13 protein-coding genes are annotated in these 17,378 nt (G+C 54.5%); 5 read left to right on the top strand and 8 right to left on the bottom strand.

Translation table 11 applies throughout. The features are described 5' to 3' along the window. Nucleotides 1-23 precede the first annotated feature (23 nt). Nucleotides 24-1,148 carry an ExeA family protein gene (locus KIH39_RS19685; RefSeq protein ID WP_213494930.1) on the bottom strand — a complete coding sequence of 375 codons (1,125 nt, stop codon included), beginning with the start codon at nt 1,146-1,148 and terminating at the stop codon, nt 24-26. A gap of 325 nt (nt 1,149-1,473) precedes the next feature. Here KIH39_RS19685 and KIH39_RS19680 point away from each other — a divergent pair, with 325 nt between their 5' ends. Beyond that, a complete protein-coding gene (locus KIH39_RS19680; RefSeq protein WP_213494929.1) occupies nt 1,474-2,229 on the top strand; it encodes a tetratricopeptide repeat protein in 756 nt (251 codons plus the stop codon). A 39-nt stretch (nt 2,230-2,268) separates the two neighbouring features. Here the strand turns inward: KIH39_RS19680 and KIH39_RS19675 are convergent, their stop codons facing one another. The 3 genes from KIH39_RS19675 to KIH39_RS19665 all read right to left on the bottom strand — a co-directional run bounded on the left by KIH39_RS19675 (nt 2,269) and on the right by KIH39_RS19665 (nt 5,138). Next, nucleotides 2,269-2,706, bottom strand: a complete 438-nt coding sequence (locus tag KIH39_RS19675; protein ID WP_213494928.1) for a hypothetical protein — start codon at nt 2,704-2,706, stop codon at nt 2,269-2,271. Between the two features lie 89 nt (nt 2,707-2,795). After that, on the bottom strand, nt 2,796-3,896 hold the full coding sequence (locus KIH39_RS19670; protein WP_213494927.1) for a DUF1559 domain-containing protein: 1,101 nt from the start codon (nt 3,894-3,896) through the stop codon (nt 2,796-2,798). Nucleotides 3,897-4,100: 204 nt separating this feature from the next. After that, nucleotides 4,101-5,138: a DUF1559 domain-containing protein gene (locus KIH39_RS19665; protein WP_246539354.1), complete on the bottom strand. Its 1,038-nt coding sequence runs from the start codon at nt 5,136-5,138 to the stop codon at nt 4,101-4,103. A gap of 242 nt (nt 5,139-5,380) precedes the next feature. Here KIH39_RS19665 and ndk point away from each other — a divergent pair, with 242 nt between their 5' ends. Then, complete coding sequence (ndk, locus tag KIH39_RS19660; RefSeq protein ID WP_213494926.1) at nt 5,381-5,827, top strand: nucleoside-diphosphate kinase; 447 nt, start codon at nt 5,381-5,383, stop codon at nt 5,825-5,827. Nucleotides 5,828-5,846: 19 nt separating this feature from the next. Here the strand turns inward: ndk and KIH39_RS19655 are convergent, their stop codons facing one another. From KIH39_RS19655 to KIH39_RS19645, 3 genes are all read right to left on the bottom strand, one after another. Then, nucleotides 5,847-6,722 (bottom strand): ThuA domain-containing protein, encoded by an 876-nt coding sequence (locus tag KIH39_RS19655; RefSeq protein ID WP_213494925.1) that lies wholly within the window; start codon nt 6,720-6,722, stop codon nt 5,847-5,849. A gap of 38 nt (nt 6,723-6,760) precedes the next feature. Further along, nucleotides 6,761-8,866 (bottom strand): ABC transporter permease subunit, encoded by a 2,106-nt coding sequence (locus KIH39_RS19650; protein WP_213494924.1) that lies wholly within the window; start codon nt 8,864-8,866, stop codon nt 6,761-6,763. Nucleotides 8,867-9,015: 149 nt separating this feature from the next. Next, complete coding sequence (locus KIH39_RS19645) at nt 9,016-10,947, bottom strand: glycosyltransferase (RefSeq protein WP_213494923.1); 1,932 nt, start codon at nt 10,945-10,947, stop codon at nt 9,016-9,018. A gap of 250 nt (nt 10,948-11,197) precedes the next feature. On the opposite strand from KIH39_RS19645, the gene nusB reads away from it, so the two are divergent. Then, on the top strand, nt 11,198-11,683 hold the full coding sequence (nusB, locus tag KIH39_RS19640; RefSeq protein ID WP_213494922.1) for a transcription antitermination factor NusB: 486 nt from the start codon (nt 11,198-11,200) through the stop codon (nt 11,681-11,683). A 4-nt stretch (nt 11,684-11,687) separates the two neighbouring features. Here nusB and KIH39_RS19635 read toward each other — a convergent pair whose 3' ends face one another. Then, nucleotides 11,688-13,799, bottom strand: a complete 2,112-nt coding sequence (locus KIH39_RS19635; RefSeq protein ID WP_213494921.1) for a multicopper oxidase domain-containing protein — start codon at nt 13,797-13,799, stop codon at nt 11,688-11,690. A gap of 258 nt (nt 13,800-14,057) precedes the next feature. Between KIH39_RS19635 and KIH39_RS19630 the strand changes: the two genes are divergently transcribed. Continuing rightward, complete coding sequence (locus tag KIH39_RS19630) at nt 14,058-14,534, top strand: glutathione peroxidase (protein ID WP_213494920.1); 477 nt, start codon at nt 14,058-14,060, stop codon at nt 14,532-14,534. A 145-nt stretch (nt 14,535-14,679) separates the two neighbouring features. Next, nucleotides 14,680-17,370 carry a PSD1 and planctomycete cytochrome C domain-containing protein gene (locus KIH39_RS26670; protein WP_246539353.1) on the top strand — a complete coding sequence of 897 codons (2,691 nt, stop codon included), beginning with the start codon at nt 14,680-14,682 and terminating at the stop codon, nt 17,368-17,370. The last annotated feature ends 8 nt before the right edge of the window (nt 17,371-17,378 follow it).

The raw sequence follows: 17,378 nt of genomic DNA, 5'->3' as shown, positions 1-17,378 counted from the left end.
TTTCGACTCGGGGGATAAGTTCTTTAGCTGGCACTACGGGCGGCGGGGTCCTTGACCCATTCATCACCGTCGTAGATGTATTTGGGCGGAAAGGTGTCGGTGATAACGATGGGCGGAAAAACTACCCGCTTGCCATTGTGGCGTAAGTCACCCATCTCCGCCGGGTAAGGCACCGATTCCACGGGGTCTTCGGTCTCTTCGAAGGCGACGATGGTCGGCCGGCGCGGCGCGATGGGTTTTTCGGCCGGCGCTTCGGGTTCAACCGCGACTTCCGGTTCCTGATGGAGCTTCAAGGTATCGGGCTGCGCCACCGGCTGGTTTGCCAGATCTTCAATGTCCAGACCCAGAAGTGCCAGTGCTTCGGTGGCCGCTTCGTAATCGACATGGTCGAGACCGTTCTCGGCGGCCAGTTCCAGGGCGGTACCGGCCATCTGGCTCAGGAGGCGAGGGATGCCGCTGGCCTGCCGAGCAAAAAGATTCAGAGTTTCGCCATCGAACAGCGCATCGGGATTCTTCGCACCCGCCCAGCGAAGTTGGTGCACGATGTAATCGACCGATTCCGATTCATCCAGAGGCTGCAGCTCCGGTCGAACCGACAATCGCTGCAGCAGGGATTCCATGCCGTTCTGATCGATCCGCTTCCAGACGCTCGGTAAAGCGACGAGCAGAATCTGCAGGGCCACGCCGCGATTGGCCGCGAGATTCCCGAGGAGTCGAAGTTCTTCGAGGCATTCGGTATTGAGGTGATGGGCTTCATCGATCACCATCAACGTCCGACCACCTTTTTGAAAATGCTTCAGACAATCGTCGGTCACGCTCAGGCGGGCTTCCTGTTCGCTCAGGTTCTGGTAAGGCAGGCCGAGTTCGAACAGAATCGTCTGAAGGAGATCCTTGCGGCCGGTGAATACCGAATTGGCGATAAGCAATCGGCGCAGCTTTTCGTCTTCTTGCTGTTCCAGGAGTCGTCGAGCGAGTAAAGTTTTGCCCATACCCGTCTGGCCGCGCAGCAGGCAGATCGGTTCCTGTTCGCGAATGGCCCGATCGAGATCGTTGAGTGCCACTTCGTGCGTTGTAGCCGGGTAATAGCTATCGGTATCCGGCGTGGTCCGGAAAGGTCGACGGCGCAGCCCAAAATGCGTAACGAACATCGGCAACCTTCCATCCTGGAAGCGGTACATCCCCTATGGAAAATTCGGCAATCCGGGAAGAACTTCTTGAGGGAAAGCTTAGGAGTCTTAGGGTTTGAAATGCTGACAACAAGCTGGGAGGGTTGCAGCATGCGACCTCGGAAAGCTGGGCCCGGTTTGTGACGGTCGGTGAAGCTGGGCAAATTGCGAAAATCGTTTTTTGTCTTTTTGACACATTCTTTTGAACTTATTTCCGATGATCTTGTAGAAAGGTTGACGAGAGGTATAGGATAGGTTCAAGGCTGCCAAGGATTGGCGGGCCGGTATGTGCAGGGAGGCCGCAACTATGGACGAATCTCTTTCGTTCTCCGACGAACTATTGAACCGCGCGGAGCGTCTGGCGAATTCCGGCCAGACTCGAGATGCCCGCCGGTGTCTGGAACATTTCATTTCTCTGCCGGAAGTATCGGCCGCCAGTCGGGTGGCTGGCTATCGTCTGCTGGCGGAAATCCATACCGAACAAAAAGAATTGAAATCGGCCCGTCGCTGTCTGGCGGCCGCTCTGATACTGGAACCGACCTGCCCCGACCTGCACTATCGCATGGGCCAGGCGATTCTGGCCGACGGCGAAGCTCAACCCAAACGAGCCTGGAACCATTTGAATCTGGCCATTGCGATGGATCCGTCCGCGGCCAAGCTCTGGTCCGCGTTAGGACGAGCCGCCCTGCAACTCCATCGGCCCAAGGAAGCGGTACGCTGCTTTCGAAAGTGTCTGAGCCTTCGGCCGAGCGAACCGCACGTTCTGGATGAACTCGCCCGGGGTTTGGCGAATCTGAATTCAGAAGATCTGAGCGCGGTGATGATGCAGAAGGGTAGCTTTGCTCTGCGGCCGCAGGATCGCAATTATCTGCAACGGCAGTTCCGCATGTATGTGGCTTTGGAGTCCCAGGAAAGGGTCTCCGAGGAACCGGCGATTCTCAGTTTCCCGTCTGCTGGAAAGTTGCGAAAGGTCAGTGAGGCCGGGGCCATTATCCGAATTGATCGGGCCAGCTCTCCGGCCCCCCGGCTATTGGCTTTCAACGTAAACAATGCCGACAAATAGTCGGCATTGAAGAGATAGTCGGGCGAGAAGCAGATTTTGCTATTTGGACTTCAAATCGAAATCGTAAGTCTTCTTGCCTTCGCTCACATCGATAGTACCCAGCGGGTTTTTATCGTCGGTAGCGCTATATCTGGGTGGTACGGACCGGGGGGAACCTTTATAGCCCGAGCGTGTATCGGCCCGTTCGGAACGCACGGTCACTTTTTGTTTTCCGACGATAGCGCCGTCGCGGCCGTCGCCCGTTTTCATCACGAAATGACCTTGGGCATCGGTGACACCAGTTGAGCCTATCAACTTGCCGCCGCCCTCCACAGGTGTGAATTGGATGGTCACTTCGACGAGCGGCGTATCATCCAGTTTAATTACGCCTTCCACGGGTGTCACTTTTCCGATCGGACCATCCGGGCCGCATCCGATAATGGCGATCGCCAGGACTGCAACCGCGCCGCGAAGAGTATAGCAATTCAATGAGGTCATTTATTACTCCAACAGGGTCATCCAATGAAAAAGGCGGAATTATTAATTCCGCCAAGAGTAAATTCTAAGGAGTCGTCACAACTTCAAAATTAATCCAAAGATGGATTAACCAAGCCGTCGTTAATCACAGCGTAGATGTTCAGAATTTGAGGAGCGATGGTGTCGCGAATGAATCGCACCGAACCATCGCAGAAAGCGAAGTTGGCGCCGCCGGTGTGACCGCTACCGGGAACGGCCAGTCGTTCGTCGCAAACGTTGTAGCTGGCGGAAGTGCCGGCAGGAATGGTCCAGTTGATGATCTTGCTGCTCAGATAGGTGCTATCGAATGGAGCATTGGTAACTCGTTGCCAGGGGCAGCTGAGCAGTTGGTCTTCCGTGGCGTAGATGTTCGTCCAAGCCCAACCGCCGTAAGTTTTGATCGTCAGGTCACCTTTAGAGCCGCAGATCGAATCGAAAACGGGGTCGAGGTGGTAGCGTTCCATGAACATGAAGGTGTTGCTGGTTCCGTCCGTGATGCTTGCAATTTTGGTCGTGCTATTCACGTTGAACACGCCGTCAAAGTTGGTCGAGGCATAATAGCCGGAATACGTACCGCCGTTACCGCCGTAGCTGCAGATCCCGAAGTAAAGTCCGGTCGAACCTTGAGCCGTGTGAACATAACCTTGGATAGGTTGTTGAGCAATACCCACATCCGAAGGGCAAATTAAACTGGGAACCGATGTTTGCCCAGGAGCGGCCCCTAAAACCGGAGACAGGTTGGCGTACTGAGTACCGGTGGTCGCGTTCGTGTTGTTCAGTGTCAGGCTGTTGAAAAGGTTGCCTTGTTCGAGGTAGGGGAAGAGATTTTCCCAGAGCGAAATGTACTTGCCCTGTTGAGGAGCAATGGGGAAATAGGTCTTCGCACCGGCAGGACCATCACCATCCGAATAAGGGGTGTAGTATCCCGGAGAAGTATTTGTGTTAGCTGTAGCACCGGTCTTGTCGACGTTAATGCAGGGGAACAGGCCATAAGCCGATTCGTAGTTCATGGCTGCGAGAGCACATTGCTTCAAGTTGTTCGAGCACTTCATCCGAGCTGCGGCATCGCGTACTTTTTGTACGGCGGGGAGCAGCAAACCGATCAAGATTGCAATGATGGCTATCACCACCAGCAACTCAATCAGCGTAAAACCTTTACGATTCAAGCGCATTGACGTTCTCCGAGGAAAAAAACAGATGACAAATTAGTGAGAGAGGATCAGAGAAAATTAATATCAGAACGAAAAGGGGATTCAAAAGAGAAATTTGTGAAGATGAGAATTTACATAGAAATTTTTTCAAACATCTACAAAAAACAAAGCCGTGGTGTACTACCACGGCTTTAAATGAATTTTAATTAATATTAAGATGGAACATTAATCAATTTCGACAGGATAGCCGTCTCCGCGAGCGCACATTTTCAGCAAATTGGCCAGCGAAATCGAATCCCGCAGGAAGCGGACGGAAGCATCTCCCATGACCACGTTGCAGCCACCCGTGTGGAAGGCATAAAGCTCCCCCTGATTGTTGCAGTTGATCTGGCAGGAAGAGGGGACGTCGGCCGCGTTTGTCAGGGTCGTATAGTTCGGCCCGCCGGTGGATCCGTCGACTGCAATGTCATTGCCCGAATAAGCCCAAGGCCCGTTCATGTAGGTGGGCTGGGTGACCGCGAGCTTATTGCCCTTGAGGTATTGAGCGGGACGGCCAGCAGCTTCGCCAATCATGATCATGTTGCTCAAGCCATCCGTAATCTGCATGATGGTGCTGAAATCGTTGGTGATCATCACCCCCTTGATGCCTTTATCGCTGGATACCACAGGCACGCTGCCGGGATAGTTCAAACCCATCGCCTGCCAAATGGCGGGGCGATTGTTGCTGCGGTTGACGGCCATGTAGTCGGAAGTGGCGTAAACCAAGTTGCCGTATGTGGATGCCTGCAGAGCGGGGTCAATCAGGTGCGTGGTGGGAGTCGAAGGGCATTCGAAGGTCGGGATGCGGTGGGTGGCCGCCGCCTGATTGTTGACCGAATACCAATCCTGACGGAAATCGTAGCTGATGCCGTTCTGCTGCAGGATGTTGCCCTGCTCGATGAACGGGAGGATGATCGTCAGAAACGATGTCTGGGCATAGTTCGCCGAGGAAGTGCCCGTCGTGCCGACCTTCAGAAATTGCGACATCTGAGAAGGCGCGGGAATGCCCGGGCTGTTGATACTGGAGGGAGGAAGATAACTGAAGGCACTTTCATAATTCATCACCGCGAGGCCCAGCTGCTTCAAATTGTTGGCGCATTTGATGCGTGAGGCGGCTTCGCGGACCTTCTGAACTGCAGGCAAAAGAAGGCCGATGAGAATGGCAATGATCGCGATCACCACCAGAAGTTCGATCAGGGTAAACCCTCTACGTGTTTTAGGCACGAGATTGGCTCCGATAAAAAGTAAATTAGGAAAACATTTACTTTTAAATTATGAATCATAATTCATATGTCATGTGAAGGTTTCGAGAATTTCGGATCAAACCGGGTGAAATCCCGCTAGTCGATCCGATATTTTTGCGAAGCCGTGAAAAATGGGAAAACTCATCTGGACGTCCGCTTTGGGGCGCCACAGACTGACTAAACCTAAATTGTTATTGAACTCGAAGATACGGGCAGCACTCCATGCAGCAAACGCTGATTCTACTGAAGCCGGATGCCATTCAACGCCGTTTGATTGGTTCGATCACCGCTCGCTTTGAACAGAAGGGCCTGCAACTGATCGGCCTGAAGTTTGTCAAAGCGGATCGAGCTCTGGCCGAGAAGCACTATGCCGTGCACAAGGGTAAGCCGTTCTATGAATCGCTGCTCGAATTTTTGACCTCCGGCCCGACAGTGGCCATGGTCTGGCAGGGACGTGAAGCCGTGCAGGTTTGCAGAAATCTGATGGGACTGACCGATGGGGCCAAAGCTCCCCCCGGTACGATTCGAGGGGATTTCGCCCTGAGCGTGCAAAACAATCTGATTCACGGGAGCGACAGTGCCGAGAATGCCTCTCTGGAGATTTCTCTTTGGTTTAAACCTGAAGAACTGCTGAATTGGAATATCGTGGACGGGACTTGGGTCAGTTAACCGATCCCGTCGTTTGGATTTACTTCCAGTTGCTTGATTTTTCAGCCGTGGGGAAGTTCGTGGGAACTTCCTGCGTCACTTTTCCGGTAGCGACCCATTCGGCCCCTCGCGTCAACGTGGTCGCGAAACCCGCACAAAGAATCGCTTCCTTTCCATGACCTAATGCCGTGTGAAAGACGCGTCCTTTGCCGTAATCGATCACCATCAGAAGCGGTTCGTCCACGCCGCTGCCGCCCTTGGATTTTTCCGAGAAAGCGCTGGCGAGTACCGTCACATTCTTGGCCGGTCCTCGCAGCCGGTCATACAGTTCGTCTTTGCCGTGCATCCATTTTTCCGGCAAGCCTTTCATAATGGGATGCTCGGCGGCGCGCGTCGTCATCAGGAATTCGTGCTGTGCGCCGTGGCTGCCGACGCGGTCTCCCTTGTCGGTGTCTCGAACGAAGTTGCTTCCCTTGATCCGGAGGTAGGCCCCTTCGGTGGGTTTGCGTCCGCCCCAACCACCGACGCCGATCATGGTGTTGTACTCGGGCCAGTCGCCGAAGGAATTATCCGCGGCGTGAACCGAGACGAAGCCGCCGCCGTTGCGGACGTATTCCTCGAAGGCTTTCTGCGTTTCTGCCGGCCAGTCTTTGCCGTTGTAGTTGGAGACGATTACTTGGTAATCGCTGAACTTGGGGGCGAAACCTTTGGTATCTCCGGGCGGGGCCGTCGCGATGCTGACATCGAAAATGCCGGCTTTTTCGAAGATTTCCTTCAGCAGCGGCGTCGATTCCTTCCAATTGTGATTGTTCTGACCGTCGATGATCAGCAGTTTGATTTTGGGATCGGCGGCGAAGGCCGACATCGACACCAGCGTCCAGCCCGTCAGAGCCAGAAGAATATAACGGAGAGACATGCGTATCCTTTCGAACTTCGTGTGAAAACCCGGCGACCTCACGGCGTTTCGAGAACATCCCGTTTGGCGGTCAACGGCGGGGGTGCCGGTGGAACCTCTGGAGTATAAGGTATGCGGTTGGTCATCTCCTGGAATCGGGATTGGCAAAACCGGCTGAGCAGAAAAGAGAGTGCTACCCAACCCAGCACCCCAACTCCCGCGTAACCGAAGTACGATTCCCCGGCCCGCATCGGCCCTTCCATTTCCTGGGCGCTGAACTCCTGAAAAGTGAAATAATGCAGAATCCAGGGCGGGCTGAAGGAGGTAACTAAACGCAGCAGCCATTCCAGATCCTGCATTCTCATATCGACGACAGTTTCCAGCGGCATCGCACAACAGAAACCGAATACGATCAGGTAGCCGCCGCCGCAGAAAATCGAACCGCAGATGCTCCACATGGTGGCCCGCAACGAGGTACTGCAAGTCAGCGAACAACAAATCCCAATCCAGGCGAAAGCGCTGGCGTAGATTACCGTACTGACGGCCAGCAGCAAAAGGGTCAGGAAAGTAATTCCAAAAGAGAGCCAGCCGAAGATCCAGATCCCGAATAACCAGTACCAGCCCAGACGCATCGAGAAAACGCAGCCGAACCACTTTCCGAACAGGATTTCCCAGGTAGTGAGAGACGTCGTCAGCAAGTCATCGAGCGTCTGCTGATCTTTTTCATTGCGGATGCAGTTCGCCGCCCGCACGGCGATTCCCAGGAAGAAGAAACTGCAGACGATGGGGCCGATGATGCCCACATACTCGTGGGAAAACCGCGGCAATTCCGACCAGATCCGGGGCGAGACAATGTATTCGAAGAAATTCTGATAGCGATTGTCCCACTCCGCAAAAATCAGGAGAATCGGCGGCAGCAGGCATGCCAGTCCCAGCAGAAGGATAAAAATTCGACCCACGATCGATAGTTTCATCCGTTCGTAGAAGGTCTCTTTCCAGATCATCGGATAATTGCCGACCGCCCGGCGTCGCGAGGCCCGCCGTTCCTGCCGAGTGAGAGCCCGGTTCGAGCCTCCTCCGATCCGGCCGAACAGCTGGTTCAGAGCGATCGAACGTAGCCGCAGCACGGAGTAGCCGAGGCAGAAAACAATAACGAACAGGTGGAAGATCACGTAACCGCGAGCCAGATCGTTGAAGCTGATAATACCTGGCCCGATCATGCGAGTGCTCAGAAGAGCGACGTCGTAGCCGATGTTCCCGGCAGAAATGAAGTCCAGAAAATCGACCAGAGTGAGTTTGAATCCCGCCAGCTCGAGAGGCGTACCGGCCCAACTTAACGCGCGTAGTAATTGCGCTACCCCGGTAAGTGCCAGATAGGCAATGATTGAGAGGTAACTTAGAGCGATGGCATCCCGGGCGCGGCGGGTCATCGTCGAAGCGGCCATGCTGACGGAGGCTTCGCTAAGAATAGTCATCAGCGTCAAGGCGTATGTCAGCAGCAGGAATTCCGGATCGATGCCGCCGAAGAGTTGAATCAGGCTCAGGACCGGCAGGCCGGCCAGAAGATAGAACAGCAGATTGGCGATGCGGCTGACGAACTTCCCGAAAATGATCTCCCGATTGCGGAGATCGGTGGCGAGTAAAAACTCGAGGGTTTTACGTTCTTTTTCCTCGGAAATCGCCCCCGCCACGTAACCCGGCGTCAGCAGTGCCAGCAGCACGAATTGGATGACCATGAAGGAAATAAAAACGGTCTCGCCGATCCAGGCTTGTTCCTTGGGGGGGATCAGGCCGTCCGCGCTGTGAGCGAAACGCGCGGTGGTGAAGTAGTACATCCAGGCCAGCATGAAGCCCAGAAGCAACGCATAGGAGGTTCGCAAAGTGAAGTTGAGTCGCCGTCGGCCGATCCGCAGCATGTCGTAGGCCAGCACTGGTCCAAAGAGGCGAAGAGCCCCGTTGCGGGCGGCGTAGGCGAACAGAAACACCATCACCAGGGACAGAATCAGTTTCAGCGGACCGGGAATAGCACCGTAAAAAGCGAAAAGAAGAACGCTCAGCAGAACCAGAGAGAAGAGGCAGATTCGTTCGCGCCAGGCTTCCCGATTATTTGAAAAGGAAAAGGTCCACTTGGCCCAGTTTTTCAGGGCATTTACTGGCGAATCCATAAACCCATTCCCGCGAGAGCCTTCGATGTGGGTCAAGTTTAGCCGAAACTCGACGTTGTCGCAACGAATAAAGAACGCTCGTGAGAGTCAGAGATTTCAAAACATTTGATTTGAAGGGGCGATAATAGAATTTTCGAGATTTCGCGGGATCAAGCCGCTTGCGATCGCGAGGTGCCATATCCCAATTCTTTGAGTTCCCGCAGATGAGACTGGATGCGGTGGCCATAGGCTTCGAGGGAGAGAATCTTTCGAGCATCCGCTTCGCCGCGACGGGCTATCGCCTGCCGACCGGCGGCATCTTCGTAGAGCCACTTCATAGCTTCCGCGGCGGCGCTGATCGAAGGCTCGGCCCAGTAACCGCCTTTGGGATAAACAGGGCTGGCCTGAGTGATCGGTATCAGGTCGAAGGGAATCAGTTTCGAATTTTCGGGTGTATTGAAATCGAGGTTGCCCGAATAGGCCGTGGCGACCACCGGCTTGCCCAGCAGCATCGCTTCGGCGATGGTCAGTCCGAAACCTTCCGAGCGATGCAACGAAACGTAGGCGTCGCAACAGTTCATCAGGCCGTAGCATTCTTCGCGGGTCATCACCCGATCGATCAGCACTCCGCCGACTGTGGCCGCGGCTGCGGTCAATCGGGCGTAGGATTCGGGATCTGATTTGCCGCGCGACACCTTGATAGCCAGTTGCGTCGATCGACTATTCCCGAAGGCCCGGCGATAGGCCTCGATCAGACCTAGGGGATTTTTCCGTTCCATGACGCTGTTCATATCGAACATGAACAGGAACAGGAATTTGTTCGGATCGAGCCCGAAGTTCTGTCGGGGTAGCTGAGGAGCGACCGGTACGGGCACGCCGGGCAGCATCGGGACGACGGGCACCGGCATGACCTTGCTCATGGCCTGATGAATGAATCGGGTCGGGGCCCAGATTTCGTTCAATTCCCGGGCATGGGCCGGCCACTCTTCCGGGATGACTTCCAGTTCCCAGTACCAGATCCCCGCGCGATGTACGCCGGGCCTCTGCCACAGGCCGGCCTTGGGGTAATGCAGAACCGGATTGGGAATGGGGGCCAGATGCAGCAGCGAAAAGTCGAACACTTCCTGGCCGAGCAGATGTTCCCTACCGGGCTGATCCAGAGATTTGGCCACGGGCACGTCGCGCAGCGTGTGCGGCAACTTGACCGCTTCCAGAGCCCGGACGGTATTCAACGCGGCCTCCTGCAGGCCGGAGGCGTAGCGGAAATGAGCCAGCACGTTGGCACCCAGATCCAGCGGTTTTTCCTTTCGGACGACCGTTCGACCCGAGCGTTCCGCCTGGCATTGTTCGAAATTTTTCGGATCGGGAACCCGACTGAGCCAAAGAGGACTGCCGAGTTTGTAATGGCAGTCGATCCATTCCAGCATCTCTTCAAACTCAGCCTTCGACAGGCCGTTGGGAAATTTCTGTTGCCACAGCGGCATGCGCAGGTAGGTCGAAATGATTCCCTTGTAGGGGTCGGCGGCGTTTTGCAGATGGAACCAGAGAATCTCTTCGATGCTGAGGTGGACGGTAACCCGGTTGCGCAACAGAAATTCCATGTATCTACGGGAACCGGCCGGGGTCAGACTCAGCGGAAATTTCTCGTGCCAGTCCAGATAGTGATCGAAAGCTTGTAAGGGGCGGGCGCCCAGCTGGCGTGCAAAAGCCGTCCGAATGTTATCCACGGCCGTGGCATTTGCCTGAAATTCGCTGCAGAGAGCCTCGCACAAGCCGCCTTGGTCGTTTTCGGCCAAGCCCAGTGGGAACCGATTCCTCAAAGCGACATCTTCGAGGTAGCGGGCCAGTATATAACGGGCGGCTGTGGCTTCCGTTCCATTCAATTGTTTAGGATCGGCCGAAAGTGCCGACAAACGGGCACGGCGAAGGACGCCATTAATCAATGGGAGATGGAAAGGATTTTCGAACGTCAGCGGCATTTTACCAAAGCGCAGATCGCTGTAGAAAATCAAAAAACGACGGATCAATCCTTTGATCTTCAAGACGGCACGCTGGGGTGAGCTGAAATCCTTCATTTGGCGAATGACAAAGTTGGGGCGCACGGGAAGATTCGGAATGGAATCCTCTGTGGAAGGAAATCGTTTGAAATCCGATGACCCCTGCCCCTGCAATGTCTCGCCTCCCCGGAAAGCCTGTAGAACCCTCTATCTACTTCGGCTTACTGGGGCCCCCAATATGTATCAAATGTCCTGAAATCTGACAACCCGAAGAGAAGATAGGAAGCTCGTTCCGCAATTTCATAAAATGATAATGTCGATTTAATTTTGCAGCTTTTTCATTCTCTGGGTGACGATGACCAAACGTTCTAAAGCTCGTGAAGTGGCGATGCAGCTGCTCTTTCAAAAAGACTTCAACAAAAATACTCAGCGGGCCGAAGTCGAGCGATTCGTGGGGGACCGTTTGCGGGATAAATCGCTTATTCCGTTTGCTTTGCAGCTCTACGACGGAGTTTTGGGCAAATTGGAAGAAATAGACAAAGGGCTTAGCGCGGCGGCGGACAACTGGAAGCTGCACCGCATGGCCGGAGTCGATCGCAATGTGCTTCGCCTCGGCTCTTACGAGATGCTGCACCTGAGCGATTCCACCCCCGCACCCGTGGCACTCGATGAAGCCATCGAACTGGCCCGCCGGTTTGGCTCGCAGGATTCTCCTTCGTTCGTCAACGGAGTCCTGGACAAAATCCACAAGACCCAAGGCACCGGAATCGAAGCCCCCCAGCCGACCGAATCAGCTCCAGCGGAAACGCCAGCCGTGCCACCTGCACCCGCAGCCGAGTAGGGGTCTACTCTTCGACGAAGGGGCACCCAGATTTCAATCGCTTTGGGGCTCCCTCAAAGGAAACCGTTTGAGGGGTCACCCGCCCGAGCCGTGCTACGGACAGGGAAATTTCCTGCAGGATGTCCGTACTGTACCCGGGATAGGTTTTTTCAATTTTCCCTCCCGGGGCTATCAGGGTGGTGTAAACGCTCCGCTCGGCCTGATAGTCCCGGATGATTTTCAAATTTGGATCTGCTATAAGCGAAATGTGGCAGCCGACACTCTTCGCCCACTTTTGAGCGGTTTGGGTTTCCGCGTTGATGACCCCTACCACGCTACAGGTGCTGGAATACGCCTGACTGATTTTTTCAAAATAGCCGGCGGATTCCCGGGAACAAGGACAATCTCGTTCAATGAAAATTAGCAGAACCGGCTTCTTTTCGACTAATGACGCGAGCTGAAGGGTTTGACCCGAGATATCCTGGACGCGAAAATCGGGGGCCGGTTTCTGTTTCTGCTGATCGGCGGCCGTAATCATCTCGGTGGTGAGGGGATGCTCGCTACGATCGGGTATCCGCACCATCCCATTGGCATCTTTTTTCAGAGCCGCTGGATTCTTCGAAACCAGGAACTGTCCCATCATTCCCCCATCCTCGTGATTGGCCATGTGGCAGTGGTACATAAACGGATCGGTATCGCTGGCGTAATCTTCGAATTTGGCCAGGAAAGTAACGCTTTTCCCGCGCGGCAGATAGACGGTATCCTTCCAGCCGCGCTCGTATTCTGCGGGAGCCTCGTTTCCTCGGGCGACAATTTTGAACTGCACATCGTGGATGTGAAAGGAGTGCCCGAAAATGTTGTTGTTGGTGATGGTCCAGGATTCCACAGCACCCAGCTTTACAATCTGATTCGTCGAATGCATGTCATAGAATTTGTTGTCGAAGGAAAATCGAGGGCGACCGGCCGTCACCTGAAGATTTCGGCGAGTGCTCACTTCCGATTCGCTGGGAAAGCGATTAACCGTCAGGGTTTCAGGCAATTTGGTCACGCGCTTTTGGGTCGGGGCAGTGAGGTTGATTCGCAGAATTCGAAAATCTTTGTCGTTGAAATAGCTGCCGTTGGGTGGGCCTTTGTCCGGTTCTCCTCCTGGGAAGCCGAAAGACTGTCCGGCATTGTAAGCCATCAGATCGAGGCTGGATTGGGGATCTTTATCACTCAGATCCACGAGTAGTTCGACCCGCTCGCCGACCATGAGCTTCAAACGCTTAAGAGGAACCGGCTTTTCGACCAACCCGCCATCGGTGGCTATCTGATAAAAAGTCCTGTTGTCCGCAAAGCCCAATTCGTAACCTCTTTCGATTTCTGCATTCAGAATTCTCAGTCGCACGAATTGGGCTGGCAGGCTGATTTGGGCATCCATCGTACCATTGGCGAGCAGAAAATCCCCGTACTTGTCGTTATCCCCTTCGTAACTGAACTGATTGTCGGTTTTGAATCTCCGACTGCTCAGAACCAGGGGAATATCGTCGATTCCATAGGTCCGGGGCAAATCGATTTTAGCTTCGATGGGATCGCGAATGATGATGAGGCCACCGGCTCCCAGGGTAAGTTGTTTTTGCGTCTTTTCGTGGGGATGGGGATGATACCAGTAGGTGCCGGCATTGTTTTTGACGGTGAAGGTCGGGCTCCAGGTTTCTCCCGGTTGGATTAATTGATGGGGTCCGCCGTCCGTCGCCGCCGGGAGATGGAGCCCATGCCAGTGTACGGTGGTGACTTCCTCCAGTTCATTTTTAACGTTGATGCGAACGGTGTCGTCCTGGTTCAGAATCAGCGTCGGTCCCCAGAATTTGTGTCCGTTATAGCCGTAGGTGGGCGTCGCTTTATCCTCCAGAAAAAGACGTTGATACTTGGCGAGCGATAGGTCCAGGGTTTTGCCTTCGAGAATTGGGGGAATCCAGAGATCCTGAAAGGGACGTACTTTGGAGGCTCGGGGATCACTCGTTTTAGATTTGCCGGCCTTACCACCCTTTTTGTCTTTCTTACCGTCGGGAGGTTGTGCGGGGAATGCTTCGCTGCCGACCAAACCAATCAGGCTGCAGCAGAGGATCATCAGACTGAATAGACGGTAGCTGTGCATTTCCGAAGCTCGGTTTGGGGTGCTCGGGGACTCGATCGAGGTGACGTCAGTATAAAACGGTAAACTTAAGCCGAGCTTAAGCCCAAAAAACAACAAATTGTGCATGGCGAGGGCATAATTCTGAAGAGGTTGAAGTGCGTCGAGCGAACTATTTCGTTATTGAGACGGTTGGGGAGGGGTCCGTAGAAGGAAATTCATACGAGCTCTACCTACAATCAGCTGGGTGAACTGAATTCGAAGTAGAGCAGGCACAAAGATATGAGCATTTACGATATTCCCCTAAAAACGATCGACGGCCAGGAACAGACCTTGGAACCCTTCAAGGGCCAGGTGCTTCTGATCGTGAATGTCGCGTCTAAATGCGGTTTTACACCCCAATATGCGGGACTGGAAGATCTATACCGCAAGTATAAGGACAAAGGCTTTGCCGTTCTCGGTTTTCCCTGCGATCAGTTCATGCATCAGGAGCCGGGCAACGAGGCGGAGATTCAGCAGTTCTGTTCGACCAAGTATCAGGTCGACTTTCCCTTGTTCGCCAAGGTGAAAGTGAATGGAGCCGAGGCGAATCCGCTCTGGACCTTTCTGAAAAATGCCCGGCGTGGTTTTCTGGGTACCAAGGCCATCAAATGGAACTTCACGAAATTTCTAGTGAATCGCCAAGGAGAAGTGGTGAAGCGCTATAGCACGGCCAAGTCCCCCGCAAAAATCGCCTCCGGGATCGAAGCAATTCTATGAACCGGCTCTGAAATCTTCGCTCGAACACTTGCATCAATTTTTGGGGCGCGGTAAGATAAGTCTAGAATACCCGCCGGTTGTACTCCTCCCTCCCGTACGACCCCTTTGCTGAGTTCCTCCCTACCCGCCGCTGTTTCGAGTCATCATGCGCCAAATTTCGTGTTTGCTGCTGTTTGCCCTGGGGTTCTCCTGGGCTACGCCGATCCGGGCTGAGGATAACGCCAAGGCGATCGAATTCTTCGAAGCCAAGATTCGACCGGTACTGGTGGAACAATGTCTGAAATGCCATTCGGAAGAAGCGGCTAAAGATAAGAAGCTTCGCGGCGGCCTCAAGCTCGATTCCAAACCCAACTGGATGCTCGGCGGCGACACCGGTCCCGCCCTTGTGCCCGGCAAACCCAAAGAGGGGACGCTTCTGGCGTCGTTGAAATACGATGGCGAAACCCAGATGCCTCCCAAAGGGAAGCTTCCCGAATCGGTGATTGCCGACTTTGAAAAATGGATCGCAATGGGCGCGGTCGATCCACGCGATGGCCAGGCCCGCAAAAAGCCGGTTGTCGCTTTCGATTTCGAAAAAGCCCGTCAATTCTGGGCTTTTCAACCCCCTAAGTCTCAGCCCGTTCCGGTAATCACGGACAAGAAATTTACGATTCAGACGCCGATCGATGCATTCGTGGTCAAGAAATGGAATGAACTGGGACTCAAGCCGAACCAGAAAGCCGATAAGCGGACACTCATCCGCCGGGCTTACTTCGATCTGATTGGTCTGCCGCCGACGGCCGAGGAAATTGAAGCGTTTGAGAAAGACGAGAGCCCGAATGCTTTTGCCAAAATCGTGGAGAAACTTCTGGCTTCTCCGCAATACGGCGAGCGCTGGGCCCGGCATTGGCTGGATGTGGCCCGCTATGCCGAAGACCAGGCGCACACCTTCGATGTTCGCCCCAAGGGCAATGCCTACTTCTACCGCGACTGGGTCATCAAAGCCTTCAATTCGGACATGCCCTATAACCGCTTCGTGCAGTTGCAGATTGCCGGCGATCTGCTGCCGGCTGCGCCCGATACTGATCTCTTCACCCAATTAGCGGGGCTTGGCTATCTCGGACTGGGAGCCGAGTACTACAAAAACACGGCTCGCGAGCAGGCCATCGCGGAAGAACTCGATGACCGCGTCGATACGCTTACGCGCGGTTTTCTGGGTCTGACCGTGAGTTGTGCCCGCTGCCACGATCACAAGTTCGATCCGATTCCCACGCGCGATTATTATTCCATCGCAGGTATCTATTACGGCACCAATTTAACCGATGCACCCCTGGTTTCCGCCGACGTTCTGAAGGTCTTCAACGATGCCCAGAAGTTGATAAAAGATCAGGAAGAAGTGGTCAATCAATACCTGATCCAGACGGGATTGCTGGCCGCTCGTTCGGCTCTGCCCGACACGGCCAAGTATCTGATGGCTTCGCGGAAAGTTCGCGATGAAAAGCTTTCGGTCGATAAGGTGGCTCAGGAAGCAGGCCTGAACAAATATTTCCTCGACCGCTGGGTGAAATATCTCGACCCGGCTAATGCCGCGAAGGTACCGGCTGAGTTCAAGGAGTGGTTCACCAGCCAGGCCCGGTCGGAATCGCTGGAGTTCATCTTCGTGGCCGCCAGTCTGGCCGAGAAGATTGAAAAAATCGAAGTGCCCGAAAAGGGGAATAAACCTGCCAAAGGACAGAACAAGCCGAACTCGTTGATGAAAGCGATGGTTCTGGATGATAATGCTCCGTATCGGGTTCCACCCGCGGAAGCAGAGAGCCGCTTTCTGATTGGTTCCGCCAAGCAAGATCTCGTGGAAATGCGAAAAGAACTGGATAGCCGTAAGAAGAAATCGCCACCCCAGCCCCCGAGGGCTCCGGTCGTTTCCGGTGCCGGCCAGGGTATGAAGGTCTACATTCGCGGCAACCCGATGACCAAGGGCGAAGATGCCCCCAAGGGCTTCCTGCAGGTGCTGGCCACGACGACCGCTCCGCAACCAGCCCCCAAGGATTACACCCGACTCGATCTGGCTAAAGCGATTTCCAATCCGGAAAATCCGCTGACGGCTCGCGTCTATGTCAATCGCGTCTGGCAGGGACACTTCGGCAAAGGGCTGGTGAATACCCCGAGTAATTTCGGTTCGCTCGGCAGCAAACCCAGCCACGCGGAACTGCTCGATTTCCTGGCCGCGGAATTTGTCAAACAGGGCTGGTCGACGAAATGGCTGCATCGCCAAATTATGCTCTCGAGCACCTACCAACTGGCCAGTGATGAAGAACCGGCGAACAACAAGATCGATGCCGGCAACGTCTACCTCTGGCGTTCCTCCCGGCACCGCCTCGATATCGAAAGCTGGCGCGATTCGCTGCTGAATGCCGCCGATCGGCTAGATACCACGATGGGAGGACCCACTTTCAATCTGCACGATGCCTCGGCCCGGCGCCGAACGGTTTACGCGAAGATCAGCCGGCACGAACTCGATGGCCTGCTGCGTCTGTTCGATTTTCCCGATGCCAACGTCACTGCGGATAAGCGAACCAGCACGACCGTGCCGCAACAGCAACTGTTCGCCCTCAATAGTGAATTCATGGTGATTCAAGCTAAGGCATTTGCGGAGCGCATCGCCAAGCTCGGGACAACCGATGAAGCGCGGGTGACCGCCGCTTACAAACTGGCCTACGGCCGGCTGCCCGAATCCCGGGAATTGGAACTGGGCCTGAGTTTCCTGAAAACGCCCAATAAGCCCGAAGACAAGCTGACTCGCTGGCAGCAGTACGCTCAAGCGCTGCTGGCCGCCAACGAATTTATGTACGTCGATTGATTGAGCGA

The organism is Telmatocola sphagniphila, assembly GCF_018398935.1.
Taxonomy (GTDB): domain Bacteria; phylum Planctomycetota; class Planctomycetia; order Gemmatales; family Gemmataceae; genus Telmatocola; species Telmatocola sphagniphila.
The sequence above is the reverse complement of the archived record's forward strand: the minus strand, read 5'-3'. Positions and strand labels throughout refer to the sequence as shown.

Bases quoted from the DNA above. Each gene is read 5' to 3' on its own strand.
- KIH39_RS19655 (WP_213494925.1), bottom strand. From the start codon at position 6,722: ATGTCTCTCCGTTATATTCTTCTGGCTCTGACGGGCTGGACGCTGGTG.
- ndk (WP_213494926.1), top strand. From the start codon at position 5,381: ATGCAGCAAACGCTGATTCTACTGAAGCCGGATGCCATTCAACGCCGT.
- KIH39_RS26670 (WP_246539353.1), top strand. From the start codon at position 14,680: ATGCGCCAAATTTCGTGTTTGCTGCTGTTTGCCCTGGGGTTCTCCTGG.
- KIH39_RS19650 (WP_213494924.1), bottom strand. From the start codon at position 8,866: ATGGATTCGCCAGTAAATGCCCTGAAAAACTGGGCCAAGTGGACCTTT.
- KIH39_RS19680 (WP_213494929.1), top strand. From the start codon at position 1,474: ATGGACGAATCTCTTTCGTTCTCCGACGAACTATTGAACCGCGCGGAG.
- nusB (WP_213494922.1), top strand. From the start codon at position 11,198: ATGACCAAACGTTCTAAAGCTCGTGAAGTGGCGATGCAGCTGCTCTTT.
- KIH39_RS19675 (WP_213494928.1), bottom strand. From the start codon at position 2,706: ATGACCTCATTGAATTGCTATACTCTTCGCGGCGCGGTTGCAGTCCTG.
- KIH39_RS19670 (WP_213494927.1), bottom strand. From the start codon at position 3,896: ATGCGCTTGAATCGTAAAGGTTTTACGCTGATTGAGTTGCTGGTGGTG.
- KIH39_RS19635 (WP_213494921.1), bottom strand. From the start codon at position 13,799: ATGCACAGCTACCGTCTATTCAGTCTGATGATCCTCTGCTGCAGCCTG.
- KIH39_RS19685 (WP_213494930.1), bottom strand. From the start codon at position 1,148: ATGTTCGTTACGCATTTTGGGCTGCGCCGTCGACCTTTCCGGACCACG.
- KIH39_RS19630 (WP_213494920.1), top strand. From the start codon at position 14,058: ATGAGCATTTACGATATTCCCCTAAAAACGATCGACGGCCAGGAACAG.